The organism is Streptomyces sp. TBY4 (assembly GCF_024213195.1).
Lineage (GTDB): Bacteria > Actinomycetota > Actinomycetes > Streptomycetales > Streptomycetaceae > Streptomyces.
Genome location: NZ_JANAVF010000006.1, coordinates 229,174 through 252,843, shown reverse-complemented (window position 1 = coordinate 252,843; position 23,670 = coordinate 229,174). Strand labels below are relative to the sequence as shown.

Sequence of the window (23,670 nt, the reverse complement as noted above, 5' to 3'; positions counted from 1 at the left end):
GTGGGCCCGAATTGACTATTAGTCAATACTCGCGGGTAGGTCCGCGGCGCGCTCCAGCACCTCCAGGACGGTGTCGCGGAAGAGGGTGGCCTTGTAGCCGGTCTGCGACAGCGGGCGACAGCGGGCCAGCACCGTCGCGGCCGCGTCCGCGAGGAGCCCGGGGGTGGCCTTCCGGCCGATCAGGGCGGCCTCCACCTCCAGCAGCCGCAGCGGAACACGCGCCACCCCGCCCGCCGCGACGGCGGCGTGCGTGACGGTGACGCCGTCCCCGTCCAGCGCGAGCCGGGCGGTGGCCTCGACCAGGGGCCATTCGCCCTGCGCCCGGCTGGTGGCCCGGTGGCAGGCGGCGCGTTCGCCCGGCAGGGGCGGCGGCAGCAGCACCGCGGTCAGGATGCGGTCCGGGGCCAGCAGGTGGTCGGCCCGGTGGAGCCCGTCCCCGTCCCCGTCCCCGTACAACGCGGCCACCGTGCGCGGCGATTCGCCGTGGACCTCGGCTCCGGCGTCGTAGGTGAGCAGGGCCATCGCGAGGGTCGACGGGTGCGGGGCGACGCAGGGGCCGTCGCCGCTGACCACGCCGAAGTGGTGGTCGCCCTCGCGCGCGGGGCAGCCGGAGCCGCCCTTCTGGAGGCAGCTGAAGTGCGGATTGCGGTAGTACCAGCAGCGGTTGCGCTGGAGCAGGTTGCCGCCCAGGGTGCCGGCGGCGCGGATCTGCGGGGTCGCCGCCGTCCCGGCGGACACCGCCAGGGCGGGCCAGCCGGAGCGCACCTGCGGATCGGTGGCCAGCTCGGCGAGCGTGGTCAGGGCGCCGATCCGCAGCCCGCCGCCGGGCAGCGGGGTGCAGCCGCGCAGCCCGGCCGCGCCGTCGAGGTCGGTGAACGGGCCCGGGGCGATGCCGGAGCGCTGCCGGGCGGTGGTGTCGGTGCCGCCGGCGCGCAGCTCCCCGCCGCGGGCGAGGACGGCGGCCGAGAGGTCGGTGAGGGCGGGCTCGGTGCTCATGTGGCCAGTCCTTCCAGGAGCCGGTCGGGGCGGATGGGCATGTCGTACGGGCGCCGGCCGGTGGCGTCGTGGACCGCATTGGCCAGGGCGGCCGCGGTGGGCAGGGTGGCGATCTCGCCGAGGCCGACCCCGCCGCCGGGGACGTGCTCGAAGCCCTCCTGATGGAAGTGGACGGTGATCTCCGGGGTGTCCGCGATACCGGGGATCCGGTAGTCCTCCAGGTTGTCGGTCAGCACCCGTCCGGTGGCCGGGTCGGTGCGCCGCTCCTCGAACAGGGCGTAGCCGACGCCCTGGATGACGGCGCCCTCGCACTGGCTCCGGGCGAGGCGCTCCTCGTGGATGCGGCCCGCGGCGATGCCGCTCCACACCCGCAGCGGGCGGATCCGGCCGAGCCGGGTGTCCACCTCCACCTCGGCGACCTGCACCGATCCGGTGAAGCCGCGGCCGATCGCCACGCCGCCGGCGGTCAGGTTGAAGGGGGTGACATAGCCCCTGCGGTCGCGGGTGCGCCGGCCGGTGACCCGTACGCCGTTCGCCCCGTCCAGCCGGGTGCCCAGATCCCCGTCACCGTCACCGGCGCCGAGCGCCGCGCGCAGCCGGGCGGCGGCGTCCGCGCCGGCGGGCACGATCGACGGCGTGGTGCGGCTGCCGCCGGAGGTGGGGCCGTGCGCGGTGTCGCTGTGTCCGACCTCGGCTCGCACCCGCTCCAGCGGCACGCCGAGCCCTTCGGCGACGGCCCGGCGCAGTACGGTGCGCGAGCCCGTACCCATGTCCTGCACGGCGCAGCGGGCGACCACGATCCCGTCCTCGACGGTGAGTTCGACCTCGGTGACGGGGTCGAGGAAGTACAGCCAGTTGGCCGCCGCGACGCCCACGCCGCGGCGGAACCGCCCGGTGCCGCCGCGGGTGCCCGACCAGGCCGGGAGGGCCGCGGCCAGGTCGTACAGGGCGTGCCGTTTGGGGTTGCCGTCCCAGCGGCGGCGCAGGGCGATCGGATCCTCCCCCAGCCGGTGGGCCATCTCGTCGACGGCCTGTTCCAGGGCCCAGCACATCGTGGGTCCGCCGGGGCCCCGGAAGGGCGCGCCCGGGGGCCGGTGGGTGACGGTGTCGAAGTCGCGCAGCCGGCGCGGGGCCTTGCCGTACATGAACCGGGCCAGCGCCGCCACGGTGCCGCCCACCGAGACCCCGCCGTCGCTGTCCGCGTCCATGGCCAGGGCGCTCAGCCCGCCCGCGGAGTCCGCGGCCATCGCCAGCCGGATCCGGCTGCCGGGCCGGTACCCGCCGTCGGTGAGCTCCTCGTCCCGGTCCAGCACCACCCGCACGGGGGCGCCGTGCAGCCGGGCCAGCTCCACCGCGGCGACGACGTCCGAGGTCAGCCCCATCTTGCAGCCGAAGCCGCCGCCCACATGGACGGCCCGGGCCACCACCCGTTCGAGGGGCACGCCGAACCGCTCGGCGGCCTGTACGGCCACCTCCCTGACCGACTGCGTGGACACCTCCAGGTGCAGGGTGCCCTCGTCCCACCGGGCCAGGCAGGCGTGCGGTTCGAGCGGGGTGTGGGTCTGCGCGGCGGTCGTGAACAGCCCCTCGACCACCCGCTCGGGGCTGCTGCGCCGTGCCTCGGTGATGCGGCGCACGGCCGTGGCGGGCCGCTTGCTCATGGCGGAGGGCCCCCGCCGGTTCCCGCGCCAGCGGGCGGGCGTCAGCTGCGGGGCCTCCCCCGACCCGGGCGCCAGCTTCCGCGCCGCCTTGTCCCCGTAGACCACCGGTCCCTCGCCGGCCCGGGACCGGCCCGTGTCGAGGGCGGCCGGCAGCACCTCGTACTCCACCCGGACCCGCTCGGCGGCCGCCCGTGCGGAGGCCCGGTCCGCCGCGGCGACCGCCGCCACCGGCTGCCCGACGTACCGCACCACGCCGTCGGGCGGCAGCAGCGGCACCAGCGGCAGATCCCCGGCCTCCAGGGAGCGTACGTACGCGTGCGCGTGCGGCGAGCGGACGATCACCCCCTCCAGCAGCCCCTCGGGCCGGTGATCGGTGGTGTACCGGGCGGACCCGTCGACCTTCTCCGGAGCCTCGGTGCGCGGCGGTGCCGGCGCCTCCCCCTCGTAGTCGCCCGCGCAGGCGGCGGCCACGGCCCGGAAGATCCCCTCGTACGCCCCGCACCGGCACAGGTGCCCGGCCAGCGCCTCCGCGATCTCCTCCCGCCCCGGCCTCCTCCGGCCGTGCGCGGCCCGCCACCGCTCGAAGAACGCGGCCGCCCCGACCACGAACCCGGGGGTGCAGTACCCGCACTGGAGGGCGTCCTCACCGGCGAAGGCACGCCCGACCGGGTGACCGGCCAGCCCCTCCACCGTCGTCACCCGCCGCCCGCCGAGCCGCACCGCCGGCGTCAGGCACGCCACCCGCGGCTCACCGTCGACCTGGATCGTGCACGCCCCGCACACCCCGCCGGCGCACACCAGCTTGGTCCCGGTCAGCCCCAGCTGCTCCCGCACCACCTCCACGGCGGCCGGATCACCGTCCACGTCCACCGCACACGGAACGCCATTGACCTCGAACTCCACGGGACGCACTCCTCAGCCGGGGACCGACGACCCCCACACCACCCGGGCTCGCCTCCCCCCTTGATAACCCGCCCCCACCCACCCCGCAGCCCGGCACACCCGGTCCGCCGCCCGCCCGGGGTCCCGGCCGGAACCGTGGCTACGAGGCGGCCGGCGCGGCGGAGGCCGCCGGGGCCGGGGTCTTCGACTCCGGGGTCGCCGGGGTCACGGTGAAGATCTGCCTGCCGTCCTCCACACACGGTTCGACCACGGCCTCGGTCCCCGGCTCGGCGCCACCGCCCCTGACTCCCACACAGCCCTGCTCGTTGACCCGTATGCGGTAGCCGCTCGCCTTCGCCGCCCGCGCGGGCTCGAAGCGGAAGTGGCTGGCGAGATCGCACTTGTCCCACGGCTCCAGCAGTTCGGCGCCCGCCCCCTGGCCGCGCAGCCGGAGGCACCCGGGCCCCATCTCGGGCCGGTACCACTGGATGCGGTACGTACCCGCGCCGGCGTCCACCAGGGTCGTGCGCTGCGGAGCGGTCCCGTCGCACGGACGCTGTACGGCCACCAGGGAGTCGTAGCGGTGGTCCCGCACGACGCCGTCGCTCAGGCAGAGTCCCGGTGCCAGGGCCGGTTGGATCCACACGGCGCTGCCGACGGGCAGCTGCGTCGCAGGGGGTTCCCGCAGGGCCGCCTTCGCCGCGTCGCCGGACCCGCCCCCCGGCCAGGCACCGAGCCCCGCGGCCACGGCCGCTGCCGCCAGCACCCCGGCGGTCCCCGATGCCAGCAGGACCCGTCGGCGACGACGCCCGCCGGGCCGGGCGGGCGGCCCGTCCGGCGGCGGGGCCTCCTCCCCCGCCGCCTCCCCGTCGGGAGGACCGGTGTGCGGCAGCGCCGCGATGCGGCTCCAGGCCCTGAGCCACTCATCGGCCCGCGCGCCGTCGCCGCAGGCCCGTACGAAGTCGGCCAGGAGTTCGGGGCGCGGAAGCTTCTTGCCCGCCAGTACATCGGCGAGCGTGCTGCGGGCCAGCACCCCGCCCTGGCTTGCGGCGCGGTGTTCGAGCTGCCGGTAGGTCAGTCCGGAACGGCTCTTCAGCTCCCGGAGCAGCGCGATGAACGCGGTGGCGTCGTCGGCTCTTTCCGGTTCCAGGTCGTCGGTGGTGTCCATGGTGCCCATGGTTTCCAGCCCGGGGCCCGCCAGCTACGCCAGAACTCGCCATCTTCCAGGCCCAGTTGCTCACCTCAAACCTCCTGACCAGCCCGGACATCCGTCCGGTGTCCGGGACACGGAGATCGCTGGACACCACTTCCCGGCCCGGCCGATGGTCGGTCGGCGGGCAACCGGCCCCGGCCCCGCCCCACTCCCATCCGATCCGACTCGTGAGGCCATGCCATGACAACGCCCCCTCCGATACCCCCGGCAGCCGTCCCCGTCCCGGGCCGCCGCCGCACGCTCAAGGCGACGGCCGTCCTGGCCCTGACGGCCGGCCTGACCTTCGGCGAGCTCACCATGGCGGGGCCGGCGCAGGCCGCCGCGCTCGGCGACCGCATCGCCTCGCAGGCCCTCGGCCAGTACACCAGCGACAACGCCGAGGTGCGCAAGCGCAGGTACGAGGGCGCGGCCAACGGAATCAACGCCAAGAACAACTGCAACTTCTACACCGGCTTCTGGACCGACCCCCGCAACCGCCGTTTCGACGGTACGAACGCCCCGCGCACCGGCACCAACGGTGCCACCTGCGGCAAGAGCAAGGGCTACGTCAACATCGGCGACACCAGGACCTGGACCACCGTGAACTGGAAGTCCCGCGCCTGGTGCTCCGACTTCGCGAAGTACGCGTGGTACTGGGGCGGCGCCAAGGTGACCGGCCTCAACGCCGCGGCGGCCTCCTTCCGCGACTACGGCCGCGCCAACGGCACCTGGCACACCCGCGCCCAGGTGGAGGCCAACACGTACGTGCCCAAGAAGGGCGACGCCGTCAGCTACGACTGGAACGGCGACGGCGTGATCGACCACGTCGGCGTGCTGACCGCCTACAGCACCAGGTACAAGGCCTACTTCTCGGTGGAGGGAAACTCCAGCGAGAAACTCAACTACAAGAACACCAAGCAGTCGGCGGTCTCCCGCTACGTGGTCGGCTACACCTCCCCCAAGCCCCTCTGACGGCTCCCGGACACCCAGGAGGCGCCATGAGCGACACCGGATGGACCGGAACGGGAGCAACCGCGCCTCGGGCCGAGTAGCCCGCCCCGAAACGCCACAACGCCCGCCACCCCTGGTCGGGGACGTGGCGGGCGTTGTGTCAAGTGCCGTACTTCGTTGTACGGACCGTATGAGGGGTCCCGGCCGGGGCCGGGGGTACCGCGAGACCTCGGGAGGAGGGTCAGACGGTGATCGAGCGGTCCGTCGGCTTGACCGGGTACGGGAGGGCGCTGGTGCCGGTCAGGAAGCGGTCCACACCGCGGGCGGCCGAGCGGCCTTCCGCGATGGCCCAGACGATCAGCGACTGGCCGCGGCCGGCGTCGCCGGCGACGAAGACGCCGTCGACGTTGGTCGCGTAGGAGGCGTCGCGCTCGATGTTGCCGCGGGCGTCCATCGCCAGGCCGAACTGCTGGACCAGGCCGTTCTCCTGGTCGGTGCCGGTGAAGCCCATCGCCAGGGTGACCAGCTGCGCGGGGAGGACGCGCTCGGTGCCGGGCTTCTGGACGAGCTTGCCGTCCTCGAAGGCGACCTCGACCAGGTGGAGGGCCTGGACGTTGCCGTCCTCGTCACCCTCGAAGTGGGTGGTGGAGACGGAGTAGATCCGCTCGCCGCCCTCCTCGTGAGCAGAGGTGACCTTGTACAGCATGGGGAAGGTCGGCCAGGGCTGGCCGGCCGGCCGGTCCTCGGACGGGCGCGGCATGATCTCCAGCTGCGTGACCGAGGCCGCGCCCTGGCGGTGGGCGGTGCCCACGCAGTCCGCGCCGGTGTCGCCGCCGCCGATGACGACCACGTGCTTGCCCTCGGCCGTGATGGGGGGCGCCATGAAGTCGCCCTCCTGCACCTTGTTCGCGAGGGGGAGGTACTCCATCGCGAAGTGGATGCCCTTGAGGTCGCGGCCCGGGACCGGGAGGTCGCGGGAGACGGTGGCGCCCGCCGCGATGACGACCGCGTCGAACCGCTTGCGCAGGTCGGTGGCGGTGATGTCGCGGCCGACCTCGACGCCGGTACGGAACTTGGTGCCCTCCGCGCGCATCTGCTCGATGCGGCGGTTGATGTGCACCTTCTCCATCTTGAACTCGGGGATGCCGTAGCGCAGCAGCCCGCCGATGCGGTCGGCGCGCTCGTACACGACCACGGTGTGGCCGGCCCGGGTCAGCTGCTGGGCCGCGGCGAGACCCGCCGGGCCGGAGCCGATGACCGCGGCCGTCTTGCCCGACAGGCGCTCGGGCGCCTGCGGGGTGACGTCGCCGTTGTCCCACGCCTTGTCGATGATCGAGACTTCGACGTTCTTGATGGTGACGGCCGGCTGGTTGATGCCGAGCACGCACGCCGACTCGCAGGGAGCGGGGCACAGGCGGCCCGTGAACTCCGGGAAGTTGTTCGTGGCGTGCAGGCGCTCGGAGGCGGCGGTCCAGTCCTCGCGGTACGCGAAGTCGTTCCACTCGGGGATCAGGTTCCCGAGCGGGCAGCCGTTGTGGCAGAACGGGATGCCGCAGTCCATGCAGCGGCCGGCCTGCTTGCTGATGATCGGGAGCAGCGACCCCGGAACGTAGACCTCGTTCCAGTCCTTGAGGCGCTCGGCCACGGGACGGGAGCAGGCGGTCTCGCGGGGGGTGGTGAGGAAGCCCTTCGGGTCAGCCATTGGTCGCCGCCTCCATCATCTTCTCGGTGGTCTCGGACTCGGAGAGTCCGGCCAGCTCGGCGGCGTCCTTGGCGGCGAGCACTGCCTTGTACGTGGTCGGGATGATCTTGCTGAAGCGGGCCGCCGAGGCGGTCCAGTCAGCCAGGAGCTTCGCGGCCACGGTGGAGCCGGTCTCCTCCTCGTGGCGGCGCACCACATCGTGCAGCCACTCGGCATCCGCGTCGGAGAGGGCCTCGACCGCGCCCGTGTTGCCGACGTTGACGTTGTCCGGGTTCAGGTCGACGACGTACGCGACGCCGCCCGACATGCCCGCCGCGAAGTTGCGGCCGGTCTCGCCGAGGACGACCGCGGTGCCGCCGGTCATGTACTCGCAGCCGTGGTCGCCCACGCCCTCCGAGACGACCAGGGCGCCGGAGTTGCGGACGCAGAAGCGCTCGCCGGTGCGGCCGCGCAGGAACAGCTCGCCGCCGGTGGCGCCGTAGCCGATCGTGTTGCCCGCGATGGTCGAGTACTCGGCCAGGTGGTCGGCGCCGCGGTCGGGACGGACCACGACGCGGCCGCCGGAGAGGCCCTTGCCGACGTAGTCGTTGGCGTCGCCCTCCAGGCGCAGGGTCACACCCTTCGGCAGGAAGGCGCCGAAGGACTGGCCGGCGGAGCCGGTGAAGGTCAGGTCGATGGTGTTGTCGGGCAGGCCCGCGCCACCGAACTTCTTCGTGACCTCGTGGCCGAGCATGGTGCCGACCGTGCGGTTGATGTTGCGGATCGCGACCTGGGCGCGGACCGGCTGAGCGGTCTCGGCCGAGTCGGCGTTCAGCGCGTCCGCGGCGAGGCGGATGAGCTCGTTGTCGAGCGCCTTCTCCAGGCCGTGGTCCTGCTCGATCAGGGCGTGGCGGACCGCGCCCTCGGGCAGCTCCGGCACGTAGAAGAGCGGCTCCAGGTCGAGACCCTGCGCCTTCCAGTGCGTGACGGCCTTGCTGGTGTCGAGGAGCTCGGCGTGGCCCACGGCCTCCTCGATCGTGCGGAAGCCCAGCTCGGCGAGGAGCTCGCGCACCTCCTCCGCGATGAACTCGAAGAAGTTGACGACGAACTCGGGCTTGCCGGAGAAACGGTCGCGCAGGACCGGGTTCTGGGTGGCGATGCCGACCGGGCAGGTGTCCAGGTGGCAGACGCGCATCATGACGCAGCCGGAGACGACGAGCGGCGCGGTCGCGAAACCGAACTCCTCGGCGCCGAGCAGCGCGGCAATGACGACGTCGCGGCCGGTCTTGAGCTGGCCGTCCGTCTGGACCACGATGCGGTCGCGCAGCCCGTTGAGCAGCAGGGTCTGCTGGGTCTCGGCGAGGCCGAGCTCCCAGGGACCGCCCGCGTGCTTCAGCGAGGTGAGCGGGGAGGCGCCCGTACCGCCGTCGTGGCCGGAGATGAGGACGACGTCCGCGTGGGCCTTGGAGACACCGGCCGCGACCGTACCCACGCCGACCTCGGAGACCAGCTTCACGTGGATGCGGGCGACCGGGTTGGCGTTCTTGAGGTCGTGGATCAGCTGAGCCAGGTCCTCGATGGAGTAGATGTCGTGGTGCGGCGGCGGGGAGATCAGACCGACACCCGGGGTGGAGTGACGGGTCTTGGCGACCCACGGGTAGACCTTGTGGCCGGGCAGCTGGCCGCCCTCGCCGGGCTTGGCACCCTGCGCCATCTTGATCTGGATGTCGTCCGCGTTGACCAGGTACTCGCTCGTGACACCGAAGCGGCCGGAGGCGACCTGCTTGATGGAGGAGCGGCGCGCCGGGTCGTACAGGCGGTCCGGGTCCTCGCCGCCCTCACCGGTGTTGGACTTGGCGCCCAGCTGGTTCATGGCGATGGCGAGGGTCTCGTGCGCCTCCTTGGAGATGGAGCCGTACGACATGGCGCCGGTGGAGAAGCGCTTGACGATGTCGGCGACCGACTCGACCTCGTCGATGGAGATCGAGGGCCGGTCCTCCGTCTTGAAGCCGAACAGGCCGCGGAGCGTCATCAGGCGCTCGGACTGCTCGTTCACCCGGTCCGTGTACTGCTTGAAGATGTCGTACCGGCGGTTGCGCGTGGCGTGCTGGAGGCGGAAGACCGTGTCCGGGTCGAACAGGTGCGGCTCGCCCTCGCGGCGCCACTGGTACTCGCCGCCGATCTCCAGCGCGCGGTGCGTGGCCGCGATGCCGGAGGCCGGGTACGCCTTGGCGTGGCGCGCGGCCACCTCCTTGGCGATGACGTCCAGGCCGGCGCCGCCGATCTTCGTGGCGGTGCCCTCGAAGTACGCCGCGACGAACTCCTCGTTCAGGCCGACGGCCTCGAAGACCTGCGCGCCGCGGTAGGAGGCGACGGTGGAGATGCCCATCTTGGACATGACCTTCAGGACGCCCTTGCCGAGCGCGTAGATCAGGTTCTTGATGGCCTGCTCCGGCTCCAGGCCGGACAGGAAGGTACCGGCGCTCAGCAGGTCCTCGACGGACTCCATGGCGAGGTACGGGTTGACCGCGGCGGCGCCGTAGCCGATGAGCAGCGCGACGTGGTGGACCTCGCGGACATCGCCGGCCTCGACCAGCAGACCCACCTGGGTGCGCTGCTTGGTGGCGATGAGGTGGTGGTGCACGGCGGAGGTGAGCAGCAGCGAGGGGATCGGCGCGTGCTCGGCGTCGGAGTGACGGTCCGAGAGGACGATCAGGTGCGCGCCGTTCTCGATGGCCGCGTCGACCTCGCCGCGGATCTCCGCCAGGCGGGCGGCCAGGGCCTCGCCGCCGCCGGAGACCCGGTACAGGCCCGAGAGGGTGGCGGCCTTCATGCCCGGCATGTCGCCGTCGGCGTTGACGTGGATGAGCTTGGCCAGCTCGTCGTTGTCGATCACCGGGAACGGCAGCGTGACGCTGCGGCAGGACGCGGCGGTCGGCTCCAGCAGGTTGCCCTGCGGGCCGAGCGAGGACAGCAGCGAGGTGACGAGCTCCTCGCGGATGGCGTCCAGCGGCGGGTTGGTGACCTGCGCGAAGAGCTGGGTGAAGTAGTCGAAGAGCAGCCGGGGGCGCTCGGACAGGGCCGCGATCGGGGAGTCCGTACCCATGGAGCCGAGCGGCTCGCCGGCGGTACGGGCCATCGGCGCGAGGATGACGCGGAGCTCTTCCTCGGTGTAGCCGAAGGTCTGCTGGCGGCGGGTGACCGAGGCGTGGGTGTGCACGATGTGCTCACGCTCGGGCAGGTCCGTCAGCTCGATCTCGCCCGTCTCCAGCCATTCGGCGTACGGGTGCTCGGCGGCCAGCGCGTCCTTGATCTCGTCGTCTTCGATGATCCGCTTCTGGGCGGTGTCGACGAGGAACATCTTGCCGGGCTGCAGGCGGCCCTTCTTGACGACCTTGGCCGGGTCGATGTCCAGGACGCCGACCTCGGAGGAGAGCACGACGAAGTCGTCGTCGGTGACCCAGTAGCGGCCGGGGCGCAGACCGTTGCGGTCGAGGACCGCGCCGACCTGGGTGCCGTCGGTGAAGGTGACGCAGGCGGGGCCGTCCCACGGCTCCATCTGCGTGGAGTGGTACTTGTAGAACGCGCGGCGGGCCGGCGACATGGAGGTGTGGTTCTCCCACGCCTCCGGGATCATCATCAGCACGCTGTGCGGCAGGGACCGGCCGCCGAGGTGGAGCAGCTCCAGGACCTCGTCGAAGGAGGCCGAGTCGGAGGCGTCCGGGGTGCAGATCGGGAAGATGCGCTCGAGGGCGCCCTCGCCGAAGAGGCCGGAGGCCAGCTGGGACTCGCGGGCCCGCATCCAGTTCCGGTTGCCCTTGACCGTGTTGATCTCGCCGTTGTGCGCGACGAAGCGGTACGGGTGGGCCAGCGGCCACGACGGGAAGGTGTTCGTCGAGAACCGGGAGTGGACCAGGGCGATCGCGGACGCGAAGCGGCGGTCGGAGAGGTCCGGGAAGAAGGGCTCCAGCTGGCCGGTGGTCAGCATGCCCTTGTAGACGATGGTGCGGGCGGAGAGCGACGGGAAGTAGACCCCGGTCTCGCGCTCGGCGCGCTTGCGCAGCACGAAGGCCTTGCGGTCCAGCTCGATGCCCGAGGTCCCGTTGCTGACGAACAGCTGCGAGAAGGCCGGCATGGTGGCGCGGGCGCCGTTGCCGAGCAGGTCGGGGGTGACCGGGACCTCGCGCCAGCCGAGGACCGTGAGGTTCTCCTCGGCGGCGATGGCCTCGATCTGCTCCACGGCGACGGCCTGTGCGGTGCCGTCGGCGGGGAGGAAGGCGATGCCGACGGCGTACGCGCCGGCCTCGGGGAGGTCGAAACCGGCCACCTCGCGCAGGAACGCGTCCGGGACCTGGGAGAGGATGCCGGCGCCGTCGCCCGAGTCGGGCTCGGAGCCGGTGGCGCCTCGGTGCTCGAGGTTCCGCAATACGGTCAGCGCCTGCTCGACCAGCGTGTGGCTGGCCTCGCCGGTGAGGTTGGCCACAAAGCCGACGCCGCAGGCGTCGTGCTCGTTGCGCGGGTCGTACATGCCCTGCTGGGCGGGGCGACCGTCCATGGGCGACCAGGCGGTGTTGCTGAGGCCGGTCGCGGAGTGCGTGGATGCGGAACGCATCGGCTCTCCCGTCGTCGTCGTGGCATATGTGCATAGCCGAGGGACGACGTTGGCCCTCTGCGAAATTTCGTGCAGATTACATGATGACGACAATCCCGAGAAGCGGATATGTCATTCCAGCATGCGGACACTGCACGGAGCAGACAAGAGGGGACTTTCGCAGGTGTCCTGCCATCGGGACACGGGACGAAGGTCCCGGCACGGGGCGGGCCTCATTGCCCGGCGCCCAGGGTCTGATGCCCGGCGGATACGGAATCGAAACCGCCGAGTAACTGACTACTTATGTTGCGTACTGCATAGTGTCTCACTCCCTGCCGGGTCAGCCTACGGCTCCACCGATCCAGGTTCCCAGGATGTACGTCACACCCGCGGCCGCGCCACCCAGAACCAGCTGACGCAGCCCGCTGTACCACCAGGACCGGGCCGTGACCCGGGAGACGACCGCGCCGCAGGCGAAGAGGCCCAGCAGCGCCAGCAGGACCGCGGGCCACAGGGTGACCGCACCGAGCAGGTACGGCAGCAGCGGGATCAGCGCGCCGAGCGCGAACGACCCGAAGGAGGAGACGGCCGCGACCATCGGCGAGGGCAGGTCGTCCGGGTCGATGCCGAGCTCCTCGCGGGCGTGGATCTCCAGCGCCTGCTCCGGGTCGCGGGAGAGCTGCATGGCCACCTCGCGGGCCAGCGCCGGCTCGACGCCGCGCGATACGTACAGCTCGGCCAGCTCCTCCATCTCGTCGATGGGGTGCTTGCGCAACTGCTGGCGCTCTATGTCCAGTTCGGCGAGGACGAGCTCGCGCTGCGAGGCGACCGAGGTGTACTCGCCGGCCGCCATGGAGAAGGCGCCGGCGGCGAGGCCGGCCAGGCCGGTGACCACGATGACGTGCGGGGCGACGGCGCCGCCGGCCACACCGGTCATCAGCGCGAGGTTGGAGACCAGTCCGTCCATCGCGCCGAAGACCGCCGGGCGCAGCCATCCGCCGTTGACGTCACGGTGGGTGTGGTTGTCGCGGTGGGCGGTGTGAAGCGGCGCTTCGATATCGATGATGGACATACCGGCTATCTCCCCTTTTGTACGAGCGGGTGCACAGAGCTGTGCCATGGACGACGCGCGGACACCCACTCCCCCGGAACACCTCGAAACTACGCACGATTTCCGCCCCCCGCCAGCAAGGAAGGCCGTACTTACCTGGGGTTTTGCGGATCGGCGACCGGGTGACGGGGGCCTTCGGCGGGTGTTTCGCGACGAGCGACAAACCACATGCCATGGCACAAATCCCCCAAGGGCTCAATATGAGTCCCATCCAAGTGGGAGAGGCGCGCCATGGAGCTGATGAAGCAGATTGCATGCAATCCGCAGGTCCTCCTCGAACGGGCCCGGGGCGCTCTTCTCGGACTCGCGGTCGGTGACGCGCTGGGCGCCCCCGCGGAGAACATGAAGCCCTCGGAGATCCGGGCGAAATGGGGCCGGATCGAGGGCTTCGTCTCGGACGACCCGGCGGGCACGGACGACACGGAGTACGCGATCTTCTCGGGCCTGCTGCTGGCCCGCCACGGGTCGGCGCTGACCGTCGCCCACGTCGAACGGGCCTGGCATCACTGGATCGCGGACCTCGACGAGGGCCCCTTCCGCGGCGCGGGCTTCTCCGAACGCGGCACCCTGGAGAACCTGCGCCGGGGCCTGGCGGCCCCCATCTCCGCCCAGCACCGGCACGCCTGGTCGGACGGACTGGCCATGCGGGCGGCCCCCTTCGGCGTCTTCGCGGCGGGCCGCCCGGCCGAAGCCGCCCGGCTGGTCGCCATCGACGGCTGCGTCAGCCACGACGGCGAGGGCATCTACGGCGGCCAGGCCGTCGCGGCCGGAGTCGCGGCGGGGATGGCCGGGGGCTCGGCCGCCTCCGTCATCTCGGCCGCCCTCTCCGTCATCCCGTCCGACTCCTGGACGGCCCGCTCCCTGCGCCGGGCGGTGACGGCCGCCCCGCGCGGCGAGCGGGCGGTCCGCTCGGCGGTGGTCATCGGCGGCTACCCCTGGACGGACCTGGCCCCGGAGGCGGTCGGCCTCGCCTTCGGCGCGTTCGCCGCGTGCGGGGGCGACTTCCCCTCCTCCGTCCTCATGGCGGTCAACATGGGCCGCGACGCGGACACCACGGCCGCCGTGGCGGGCGCCCTCGCCGGAGCGATGTCCGGCGCCCCCGCCATCCCGGCCGCCTGGTCCTCGGCGATCGGCCCGGTCCGCGGCAGCTGCCTCCCCTCGATGCGCGGCTACCACGTCCTGGACATCGCGGACCTCCTCACCCCGGAAACCGAGACCACCCGATGACCCTGACCCCGACCGACCCCGCCGCGACGGACCGGCCCCAGCAGCCGGACACCCCGGAACCCGCCCACCGGAACGGACCGACCCCTCAGGCGGACGCCCCGGCCGAGCGGGACCCGGGGCACGCCGCCGAGCCCGCGACCGCGTTCGGGGCCACCGGCGCACCAGTGCCCGAGCTCCTCCGCACCCCGGTACGGGGCCGCGCCGCCCCGGCTACCGCGCAGGCGGCGCCCCGGGCCGCGCACGGCCCGTCCTCCACCGCCTCCGCCGACCCAGTCCCGGAGCGCCTCGCGGGTGACCCGGTCCGGGGTCCCGGGGGCCTGCCCCCGATTTCGGGAAGGGGCGGGCACGAGGAGAGTCCCCCCGCCCCGGAGCCGCCCGCCGGGGCCGGTACCGCGGGCTGCCCGCAGGCCCGTACCGCTCCGGCGGAGGCCACCGCCCGGGCGCTCGCCGCCGCGCCGTGCCCGGCACCGGCGGGGGCACCGGCTGCGGCCGGCCCGCAGGATGCGCAGCCCCGTACCGGGACGGCGACGGCCATCGCCGAGCCCGCGCCCACCCCCGCCCAGCCCCCGGCAGGGCCCCGCCGGATCGAGGGGCTGCTCCTCGGGCTCGCCGCCGGCGACGCCGCCGGGTGGCCCGCGGCCCGGCACCGGGCCAGCCGGATGCCCGAGTGGACCCGCCGCCTCACCCGGGAGCTCGACACCTTCGCCGAGCAGAACGCCACCACCACCCTCCCCGTCCCCATCGCCCTCAACCAGCCCCCGGAACCCCTGCGGCTGGGCCCGAGCGACGACGCCGAGTGGGCCGCCTTCGCCGCCGAGTCCGTCCTCACCGCCGCCGGCGTGCTGCTCAGCGACCTCTCCCGGTCCCGCCGCATGCGCGCCGCCATCGACCTCGCCTGGAACGCCCTGGCCAGCGAGGTCGCCGCGGCAGCGGAACGCGCGCCCGAGGTCGAGTCCGCGGTCCTCCCCCTCCGCGCCCGGATCTCCGTCCGCGCCGGCCTCGGCAACCTCGCCGCCGGCCTGCGCCCGCCCGCCACCGGCCACGACAACCCGCACTACTTCGACGACGCCGCCTGCGTCCGCGCCTGCGTCCTCGCCGTCGTGCACCCCGGGGACCCCGACGCCGCCGCGGACCTCGCCGAGTTCGACGCCCGCTACACCCAGGACGGCGACGGGGTCCACGGCGCCCGCGCCATGGCCGCCGCCATCGCCACCGCCCTGGCCTCCACCGGGACCTGTACGGCCGCGGACACCGACGCCGCCGTCGATGCCGCCCTCGCCCAGCTCCCCGAGTCCACCGAGATCGGCCGCAACGCCCGGCACGCCGTCAAACTGGCCCGCGCCGAGCGGACCGGCGGAGCCTTCGCGATCGTCCCGCTCCTGGAGCACCAGATCGTCGACCACGTCTACAGCTACGGCATCGCCGCCGCCGAGACCGTCCCCGTGGCCCTCGCCCTCGCCACCGCCGCCCGCGGCCGCGTGGGCGAGGCGGTCCCCGCCGCCGCCTGCCTGTCGCGCGTCGCGGACTCCGCCCCCGCCCTCGCCGGCGCGCTGACCGGCGCCCTCGGCGGCGGCGACTCGCTCCCCGCCGCCTGGCGCGAAGCCTGCCGCACCCTCTCCGGCTGCGCCCTCCCCCGCCTCGCGGGCACGGACCTCGTCGAACTGGCCGCGCTGCTCACCCGTACGGAACTCACCTCGCCCAAGCCCCAAGGAAAGCCCCGCACATGACGACGCTGACCCCCACGCCCACCACCCCCACCACCCACCTCACCTGCCCCACCCTGGAGGACCGGATCACCGGAGCCCTCGTCGGCGCGGCCGTCGGCGACGCACTGGGCGGCCCGGTGGAGGGCTGGACCCCCGAACAGATCGTGGAGCGGCACGGCGGCCGGGTGCGCGGCATCGTCGGCCCCTGGCACGAGGACTGGCGCACGGCCCGCCCGATCGCCCCGTACCACAAGGGCGACGGCCACGTCACCGACGACACCCTGATGACGCACGCGCTGGTACGGGTCTACGAGGCCGTACGGGACCACCTGGACGCGTACGCGATCGCCGAGCACCTGGTCCCGGACCTGATGACGACCCCCCGCTGGATCCCGGAACTGGAGGCGGACGCCCTCCCCCTCCAGCGGATCTTCCTCGCCGAGAAGTGGATCGTGACCCGGCTGCACTACGCGCACGCGGACCCGCGGGAGGCGGGCAACGGAAACATCGTCAACTGCGGCGCGGCGATGTACATGGCGCCGGTCGGCCTCGTCAACGCGGGCAACCCGGCCGGGGCGTACGCGGAGGCGCTGGACGTCACGGGCGCGCACCAGTCCTCGTACGGGCGGGAGGCGGCGGGCGTGTTCGCGGCGGCGGTCGCGGCGGCCTGCCTGCCGGGGGCGACGGCGGCCTCGGTCGTCGACACCGCCCTCTCCCTGGCCAAGGACGGCACCCGCGCGGCCATCGAGGCCGTCTGCGAAGTCGCCGCCGGCCACCGGGACTTCGAGCCGGCGCTGGCCCCGCTCCGGGCGGCGGTCGCCCCGTACGACTCGGTCGGCCCGGACTACCGCAACCCCTCCCTGGGCGCACGGCGCCCCTCCCGCCTGCACTCCATCGAGGAACTCCCCATCGCCCTGGGCATGTTGCTCGTCTCGGACGGCTGCTACGAGGCCTCCGTGCTCGGCGCGGTCAACTACGGCCGGGACTGCGACTCCATCGCCACCATGGCCGGTGCGATCGCGGGCGCCCTGTCGGGCGGGGCGGCGGTCCCGGCCGCCTGGGCCGACCGGGTGGCGGAGGCCAGCCGCCTGGACCTCCACACCCCGGCGTCGACCCTGGCCACGGTCACCCGCGAGATCTTCACCCGCGACCGGGCCCGCCACCAGGCCCACGCAGCCGCCTTCACCACCCTGACCCCCCGATGACCCCCACCTGCCCGCCGCCACCGCACCGGACCACGAGTCCGGCCCCGACGACGGCCCCGCCCCCGCTCGAGGATTCCCCCACCCCACCCCTTCCCGAAACCAGGGGCGAGCCGGCCCCGGCCACCGGATCGGGGCCCGATGGGGCCGTCCGGCTGACCTGGGTGCAGCCCGAGGATCTGGTCGGGCACGAGTTCCGGCAGGCCGCGGAGGACGGCCGCGGGGAGGCCGCGGAGCCGCTGCTGCGCGTGTGGCTCGCGGCGGGCGGGCACCTCGCGCCCACCCGGGCGGGCGCCTCCCCCACCCCGGCCCCGCCGGAGCTCCGCGCCCTGGCCACCGACCTCCTGACGGCCCTCGCGGCCCTCACCGCCCCCACGGGCGCCCACCCGGGGTCCAGGGGCCTGCCCCTGGTTCCGGGAAGGGGCGGGGCGGGGGAACTCTCCCCCGCCCCGGCCGAAGCCGGGCCCGGCTCCCGGCCGAGGTGGGGGCACGGCTCCGCAAGCCCGGCCCCCACCGAAGCCGGCGCCGGAGGCGGCCCCGCCCTGCGCCGCAGGCTGGAGGCCGCCTGGCTCGGCCGCGCCGTCGGCTGCGTCCTCGGCAAGCCCGTCGAGAAGCTGCCCCTGCACGGGATCCGGGCCCTGGCGCGGGCCGCCGGGAACTGGCCGCTCGACGGCTGGTTCACCGAGCGCGGCGTACCGCCGCAGGTGCTCGCCGCCCACCCCTGGAACCGCCGCTCCGCCCCCACCTCCCTCGCCGAGAACATCGACGGGACCCCCGAGGACGACGACCTCAACTACCCCCTCCTCGGCCTGCTCCTCCTCCAGCGCCACGGCAAGAACTTCACCACCGCCGACGTGGGCCGGCTCTGGCTCGACGAGCTCCCGGCCGGCCGTACGTTCACGGCCGAGCGGGTCGCGTACCGCAATCTCCTCCAGGGTCTGGAGCCCCCGGCCACCGCCACCCACCACAACCCCTTCCGCGAGTGGATCGGCGCCCTCATCCGCGCCGACGTCCACGGCTGGACCAACCCGGGCGCCCCGGCCGCCGCCGCGGCCCAGGCGCACCGGGACGCCGCCCTCACCCACACCGGCAACGGCGTCCACGCCGCCGGCTTCGTCGCGGCCGCCACCGCCGCCGCGGCCACCGGCCGGGCCGACGTGCACACCGCGCTCCGGGCCGGGCTGGCCGTCGTACCGGCCCGTTCCCGGCTCGCCGAGGCCGTCCGCTTCGGGATCCGGGCCGCCGCCTCGGAGCCCGACTTCGATACCGTCGTCGACCTGCTCCACGCCCGCTACGGCCACTACCACTGGGTCCATGCCGTCCCCAACACCGCGGTGATCGCCGCCGCCCTCACCCACGCCGACGGGGACTTCACCCGCTCCGTCTGCCGCGCCGTGTCGGGCGGCTGGGACACCGACTCCAACGGTGCCACCGCCGGCGCCCTCGCCGGGCTGGTCGCCGGCTCCCCGGAGGCGATCCCGCACCGCTGGACCGCCCCGCTGAAGAACCGCCTCGCCACCAGCGTCCCCGGTTTCGACGGCATCGGCTTCGACACCCTCGCCCACCTCACCGCACAGGAGGCAGCCCGCTCATGACGGCCATCGCCGTGCTCGGCAGTACCAACATGGACCTCGTGGCCTACGTGGCCAAGGCGCCCCGCCTCGGGGAGACCGTCACCGGCCGCGCCTTCCGCACCGTGCCCGGCGGCAAGGGCGCCAACCAGGCCGTCGCCGCCGCCCGTTCGGGCGCGGAGGTGGTGATGATCGGCGCGGTCGGGGCCGACGAGTTCGGCGTACGGCTGCGTTCCGCACTCGCCGGCTCCGGGGTCGGGACGGCGGCCCTGCGCACCGTCGAGGGCGCCAGCGGCACCGCGCACATCACCGTGGACGACGAGGGCGGCAACAGCATCATCGTCATCCCGGGCGCCAACGCCCGCGTCACCGCCCTGGAACCGGGCGACGACGCCCGCATCGGGGCCGCCGACTCCCTGCTCCTGCAGCTCGAACTGCCCCTGGAGGCCGTGCTGGCCGGCGCCCTCGCGGCCCGCGCCCACGGTGTCCGGACCATCCTCACCCCGGCCCCCGCCCAGCCGCTGCCGCCCGAACTCCTGGCCGCGACCGATCTGCTGGTGCCCAACGAGCACGAGGCCGCCGCCCTCACCGGCCTCACCGACGTCCACCAGGCCGCGGCGGCGCTGCTCCAGGACGTGCCGGAGGTGGTCGTCACCCTCGGCGCCGCCGGGGTCCTGTACGCCGCCCGCGACCGCGAGCCCCTGACCGTGCCCGCGCCGCGCGTACGGGCCGTGGACACCACCGCCGCCGGGGACACCTTCGTCGGGGCGCTCGCCGTGGCCCTGGGCGAGGGCCGGCCGATGCGCGAAGCCCTCGCCTGGGCCTCGTGCGCCGCCGCCCTGTCCGTGCAGCGTCCCGGAGCCCAGGACTCGATGCCGACCCGCGCCGAGACCGACGCCTTCGCCCACTCCGGAGCCACCTCGTGACCCCCACCGGCACCGCCCCGCCCCTGCAAGGACTCCGCGTCCTCGACCTCGCCACCCTTTTCGCCGGTCCCCTCGCCGCCACCCTCCTCGGCGACTTCGGCGCCGAGGTCGTCAAGGTGGAGCACCCGACCCGCCCCGACCCCTCCCGCGGCCACGGCCCCGCCAAGGACGGCATCGGCCTCTGGTGGAAGCTGCTCGGCCGCAACAAGCGGACGATGACCCTCGATCTCTCCACCCCCGGCGGCCGGGACACCCTGCTGCGGCTGGCCGCCACCGCCGACGTCGTGATCGAGAACTTCCGCCCCGGGACGCTGGAGCGCTGGGGCCTGGGCTGGCCCGAGCTGTCCGCCGCCAACCCGCGGCTGGTCCTGACCCGCGTGACGGCCTTCGGCCAGGAGGGCCCGTACTCCCACCGCCCCGGCTTCGGCACCCTCGCGGAGGCGATGAGCGGCTTCGCCGCAATCACCGGGGAGCCGGAGGGGCCGCCGACCCTGCCGCCCTTCGGGCTCGCGGACTCGATCGCCGCGCTGACCACCGCGTACGCCGTGATGGCGGCGCTCGCCGGCCGCGACCGCACCGGGCACGGGCAGGTGGTGGACCTGGCGATCATCGAGCCGATCCTGACGGTCCTCGGGCCGCACCCGCTCTGGTACGACCAGCTCGGCTACGTCCAGCCGCGCACCGGCAACCGCTCCACCAACAACGCGCCCCGCAACACCTACCGCAGCCTGGACGGCCGCTGGCTGGCGGTCTCCACCTCCGCCCAGTCCATCGCCGAGCGCGTGATGCGGCTGGTGGGCCGGCCGGAGCTGATCTCCGAGCCGTGGTTCGCCTCGGGTTCCGGACGGGCCGCTCACGCGGACGTGCTCGACGAGGCGGTCGGCGGCTGGATCGCCCGCCACAAGGCGGACGAGGTGACGGCCGCCTTCGAGGAGGCCGAGGCCGCGGTGGCGCTGGTCCACGACGTACGGGACGTCATGGCCGATCCGCAGTACGCGGCCCTGGACACGATCACCGAGGTCGAGGACCCGGAGCTGGGCCCGATCCGCATGCAGAACGTCCTCTTCCGGCTCTCGGAGACCCCGGGCTCCATCCGCTGGGCGGGCCGCCCGCACGGCGCGGACACCGACGCCGTCCTCGCCGAGATCGGCCTCTCCCCGGCCGAGATCACCGCTCTCCGCACGGAAGGCGCCCTGTGATCCTGACCTGGCTCTACGTACCCGGCGACCGGCCGGAGGTGGTGTCCAAGGCCCTGCACGCCGGGGCCGACGCCGTCATCGTGGACCTGGAGGACGCGGTGTCGGCCTCCCGCAAGGAGTACGCCCGCCACGCCACCGCCGACCTGCTCGGCGACCGCCACCCGGTGCCGGTCCACGTCCGCGTCAACGCCCTGGAATCGCCCTGGGGCGGCGCCGACCTCAGCGCCCTCGGCGGGCTGCACGGCCTGGCCGGGCTGCGCCTGCCCAAGATCTCCTCGCCCGAGCAGATCACCGCCACCGCCGACCGCACCGCCGGGACGGTGGCCCTGTACGCCCTGCTGGAATCGGCGATCGGCGTGGAACGGGCCTACGAGATCGCCCGCGCGCACCCCGCCCTGCGCGGCCTGTCCCTGGGCGAGGCCGACCTGCGGGCCGACCTGGGCGTCACCTCGGAGTCCGGCCTGGACTGGCCGCGCTCCCGGGTGGTCGTCGCGGCCCGCGCGGCCGGGCTCGCGCCGCCGGCCCAGTCGGTGTTCCCCGACATCCGGGACCTGGAGGCGCTGGCGGCCTCCTGCGCCCGGGGCCGGGCCCTCGGCTTCCTGGGCCGCGCGGCGATCCACCCGCGCCAGCTCCCGGTGATCGAGCGGGCCTACCTGCCCGGCCCGGCGGAGGTCAGCGCCGCCGCGGAGATCGTGGCCGCGGCCCGCCGCACCCCGGGCGCGGTGGCCCTCCCCGACGGCCGCTTCGTCGACCCGGCGATGCTGGCCGGCGCCGAACGGATCATGACCCTGTCCCGCCGGGACGCACCGGTACCCTCCTGATCAACGAAGCGCTGGCGCGCTGAGTCGGGGGTGTTCCGATGGCAGTACTGAACGTGCACGAGAGGATCCTGCAGGCGGACGGGGAGCGGGTCGGCGGACTGGTCGACTCGCTGGCCTCCGGGGCCGAAGACCGGCTCTGGCCGTACGCGAGCTGGCCGGCGATGCGGCTCGACCCGTCTCTTTCGGCCGGAGCGAGGGGCGGCCACGGGCCGATCCGGTACACCGTGTCGGCCTACGAGCCGGGGGTGCGCGCCCGCTTCGAGTTCACCGGCCCGCGCGGTTTCGACGGCTACCACGAGTTCACCGTCCACCCGCTGGAGGACGGGGAGCGCACGCTGCTGCGCCACACCCTCGCGATGACCGTGCACGGTCCGGCGCGGGTCAGCTGGCCGCTGGTGTTCCGGTGGCTGCACGACGCGCTCGCCGAGGACGCCCTGGACCGCGCGGAGCTGGCCTGCTCCGGTACGGTCGCGCGGCCCGCGCGCTGGAGTCCGTACGTCCACCTGCTGCGCGGGGTGATCACGCGGCTGCCGCGCCGGTGAACGCGGAACGGGAGGGGCGCCGCGCGGTGTGCGCGGCGCCCCTCCCGTTCGACCGTTGCTCCGGTCAGAGCTTCTTGGCCCCGGGGGCCTCGGCTTCGGCCTTTTCCTTGTCCTTGCCGTCGGCGTCCTTGCCTTCGGCAGCCGCCTCGGTGTCGGCCTTGTCCGCGGCTTCGCCCGTGGGCTCGCCCTTGGCCCCGGCCTTCGCCTCGTCGGCAGCCTTTGCCTTCACCTCGGCCTTGGCCTTGTCGTCGGCCTTGGCCTCGCCGGCCGGGGTGTCCCCGTCCTCGGCGCCGGCCACGGCGTCAGCGCCCGGCTCGACGACCTCCTCGCGGCCCGGCCGCAGCTTCGCCGACAGGACCAGGTAGACCACGGCGAGCACGAAGACGACGATCGCGGTCCAGACGTTGAGCCGCAGGCCGAGGATGTGGTGGGCCTCGTCGACCCGCATGTACTCGATCCAGCCGCGCCCCGCGCAGTACGCGGCGACGTACAGCGCGAACGCCCGCCCGTGTCCGAGCTTGAAGCGGCGGTCGGCCCAGATCACCAGCAGGGCGACACCGATGCACCAGAGGGACTCGTAGAGGAAGGTCGGGTGGTAGGTCCCGGCGACCCGGTTCGGGCCGTCGGTGATCTCCACCGCCCACGGCAGGTCGGTGGCGCGGCCGTACAGCTCCTGGTTGAACCAGTTGCCCCAGCGTCCGCAGGCCTGGGCCAGCGCGATGCCGGGGGCCAGGGCGTCGGCCCAGGCCGGCAGCGGGATGCCGCGCCGGCGACAGCCGATCCAGGCACCGACCGCGCCCAGCGCGATGGCGCCCCAGATGCCGAGGCCGCCCTCCCAGATCTTGAAGGCGTCGACCCAGTCGCGGCCCTCGCCGAAGTAGAGCTGGTAGTCGGTGATCACGTGGTAGAGGCGACCGCCGACCAGGCCGAACGGCACGGCCCACACGGCGATGTCCGCGACCGTGCCCGGCTTACCGCCGCGCGCGACCCAGCGCTTGTTGCCGAGCCAGACGGCGACGAAGACGCCGATGATGATGCAGAACGCGTAGCCGCGCAGCGGGATCGGTCCGAGATGGAGCACGCCCGTCGACGGACTGGGAATGAAGGCAAGGTTCATGGCAAGACCCGACGCTACCTTGCCGGACGGTGGTGACCGCAACCCGCCCGGCAAGCTGCTGCCGAATCGAGACGGCCGTCAGTGCCCCATGGGCATCCCTGCATGCTCCCCGGAGGCGTCGGCGGAGCCCGGAGCGCCGCTGGAAGACCGCCCCGCCGAGCGTGCCGACGGGGCCGCGGAGGCGCCCGCGGAGGAGGCCGAAGGCGTGGCCGACCGGCCGGAGGAGGCCTTCCCCGAGCCCTGCGCGGAGGCCGACGGCGAGGCCGAGCCCTTGGCCGACGGCGACCCGGACGC

At 74.0% G+C, this 23,670-nt stretch carries 16 protein-coding genes; 9 read left to right on the top strand and 7 right to left on the bottom strand.

The window, feature by feature from the left end; genetic code table 11:
* Window positions 1-18: 18 nt before the first annotated feature.
* The 3 genes from NLX94_RS16960 to NLX94_RS16950 form a co-directional block, all read right to left on the bottom strand.
* A complete protein-coding gene (locus tag NLX94_RS16960) occupies window positions 19-996 on the bottom strand; it encodes a xanthine dehydrogenase family protein subunit M (RefSeq protein WP_254383643.1) in 978 nt (325 codons plus the stop codon).
* Window positions 993-3,560, bottom strand: a complete 2,568-nt coding sequence (locus NLX94_RS39370) for a molybdopterin-dependent oxidoreductase (RefSeq protein WP_254383642.1) — start codon at window positions 3,558-3,560, stop codon at window positions 993-995. The genes NLX94_RS16960 and NLX94_RS39370 overlap by 4 nt, the downstream gene beginning before the upstream one ends.
* A gap of 139 nt (window positions 3,561-3,699) precedes the next feature.
* The gene (locus tag NLX94_RS16950; RefSeq protein ID WP_254383641.1) at window positions 3,700-4,707 is read right to left on the bottom strand and encodes a helix-turn-helix domain-containing protein; all 1,008 of its coding nucleotides are present in this window, start codon (window positions 4,705-4,707) and stop codon (window positions 3,700-3,702) included.
* 225 nt (window positions 4,708-4,932) lie between these two features.
* Here NLX94_RS16950 and NLX94_RS16945 point away from each other — a divergent pair, with 225 nt between their 5' ends.
* Window positions 4,933-5,703, top strand: a complete 771-nt coding sequence (locus NLX94_RS16945) for a CHAP domain-containing protein (RefSeq protein ID WP_254383640.1) — start codon at window positions 4,933-4,935, stop codon at window positions 5,701-5,703.
* Between the two features lie 220 nt (window positions 5,704-5,923).
* Here NLX94_RS16945 and NLX94_RS16940 read toward each other — a convergent pair whose 3' ends face one another.
* The 3 genes from NLX94_RS16940 to NLX94_RS16930 all read right to left on the bottom strand — a co-directional run bounded on the left by NLX94_RS16940 (window position 5,924) and on the right by NLX94_RS16930 (window position 13,026).
* On the bottom strand, window positions 5,924-7,384 hold the full coding sequence (locus tag NLX94_RS16940) for a glutamate synthase subunit beta (protein ID WP_254383638.1): 1,461 nt from the start codon (window positions 7,382-7,384) through the stop codon (window positions 5,924-5,926).
* A complete protein-coding gene (gene gltB, locus NLX94_RS16935; RefSeq protein WP_254383962.1) occupies window positions 7,377-11,918 on the bottom strand; it encodes a glutamate synthase large subunit in 4,542 nt (1,513 codons plus the stop codon). The genes NLX94_RS16940 and gltB overlap by 8 nt, the downstream gene beginning before the upstream one ends.
* A 376-nt stretch (window positions 11,919-12,294) precedes the next feature.
* Window positions 12,295-13,026, bottom strand: coding sequence for a VIT1/CCC1 transporter family protein (locus NLX94_RS16930; protein WP_243330296.1), 732 nt, complete (start codon window positions 13,024-13,026; stop codon window positions 12,295-12,297).
* 279 nt (window positions 13,027-13,305) lie between these two features.
* Here NLX94_RS16930 and NLX94_RS16925 point away from each other — a divergent pair, with 279 nt between their 5' ends.
* The 8 genes from NLX94_RS16925 to NLX94_RS16890 all read left to right on the top strand — a co-directional run bounded on the left by NLX94_RS16925 (window position 13,306) and on the right by NLX94_RS16890 (window position 22,259).
* Complete coding sequence (locus NLX94_RS16925) at window positions 13,306-14,292, top strand: ADP-ribosylglycohydrolase family protein (RefSeq protein ID WP_254383636.1); 987 nt, start codon at window positions 13,306-13,308, stop codon at window positions 14,290-14,292.
* Window positions 14,293-14,825: 533 nt separating this feature from the next.
* Entirely contained in the window at window positions 14,826-16,019 is a 1,194-nt protein-coding gene (locus tag NLX94_RS16920; RefSeq protein WP_254383961.1) for an ADP-ribosylglycohydrolase family protein, read from the top strand.
* Window positions 16,016-17,203 carry an ADP-ribosylglycohydrolase family protein gene (locus NLX94_RS16915; RefSeq protein WP_254383634.1) on the top strand — a complete coding sequence of 396 codons (1,188 nt, stop codon included), beginning with the start codon at window positions 16,016-16,018 and terminating at the stop codon, window positions 17,201-17,203. The genes NLX94_RS16920 and NLX94_RS16915 overlap by 4 nt, the downstream gene beginning before the upstream one ends.
* Window positions 17,204-17,364: 161 nt before the next feature.
* Window positions 17,365-18,795: an ADP-ribosylglycohydrolase family protein gene (locus NLX94_RS16910; protein WP_254383632.1), complete on the top strand. Its 1,431-nt coding sequence runs from the start codon at window positions 17,365-17,367 to the stop codon at window positions 18,793-18,795.
* Window positions 18,792-19,697, top strand: coding sequence for a ribokinase (rbsK, locus tag NLX94_RS16905; protein ID WP_254383630.1), 906 nt, complete (start codon window positions 18,792-18,794; stop codon window positions 19,695-19,697). The genes NLX94_RS16910 and rbsK overlap by 4 nt, the downstream gene beginning before the upstream one ends.
* Window positions 19,694-20,896: a CoA transferase gene (locus tag NLX94_RS16900; protein ID WP_254383628.1), complete on the top strand. Its 1,203-nt coding sequence runs from the start codon at window positions 19,694-19,696 to the stop codon at window positions 20,894-20,896. Before rbsK ends, NLX94_RS16900 begins: the two co-directional genes overlap by 4 nt.
* Window positions 20,893-21,717: a CoA ester lyase gene (locus NLX94_RS16895; RefSeq protein WP_254383626.1), complete on the top strand. Its 825-nt coding sequence runs from the start codon at window positions 20,893-20,895 to the stop codon at window positions 21,715-21,717. The genes NLX94_RS16900 and NLX94_RS16895 overlap by 4 nt, the downstream gene beginning before the upstream one ends.
* A 38-nt stretch (window positions 21,718-21,755) precedes the next feature.
* A complete protein-coding gene (locus tag NLX94_RS16890; RefSeq protein WP_254383624.1) occupies window positions 21,756-22,259 on the top strand; it encodes an SRPBCC family protein in 504 nt (167 codons plus the stop codon).
* Window positions 22,260-22,323: 64 nt separating this feature from the next.
* On the opposite strand, the gene lgt is transcribed toward NLX94_RS16890, so the two are convergent.
* Entirely contained in the window at window positions 22,324-23,376 is a 1,053-nt protein-coding gene (lgt, locus tag NLX94_RS16885; protein WP_254383622.1) for a prolipoprotein diacylglyceryl transferase, read from the bottom strand.
* Window positions 23,377-23,670: the final 294 nt, after the last annotated feature.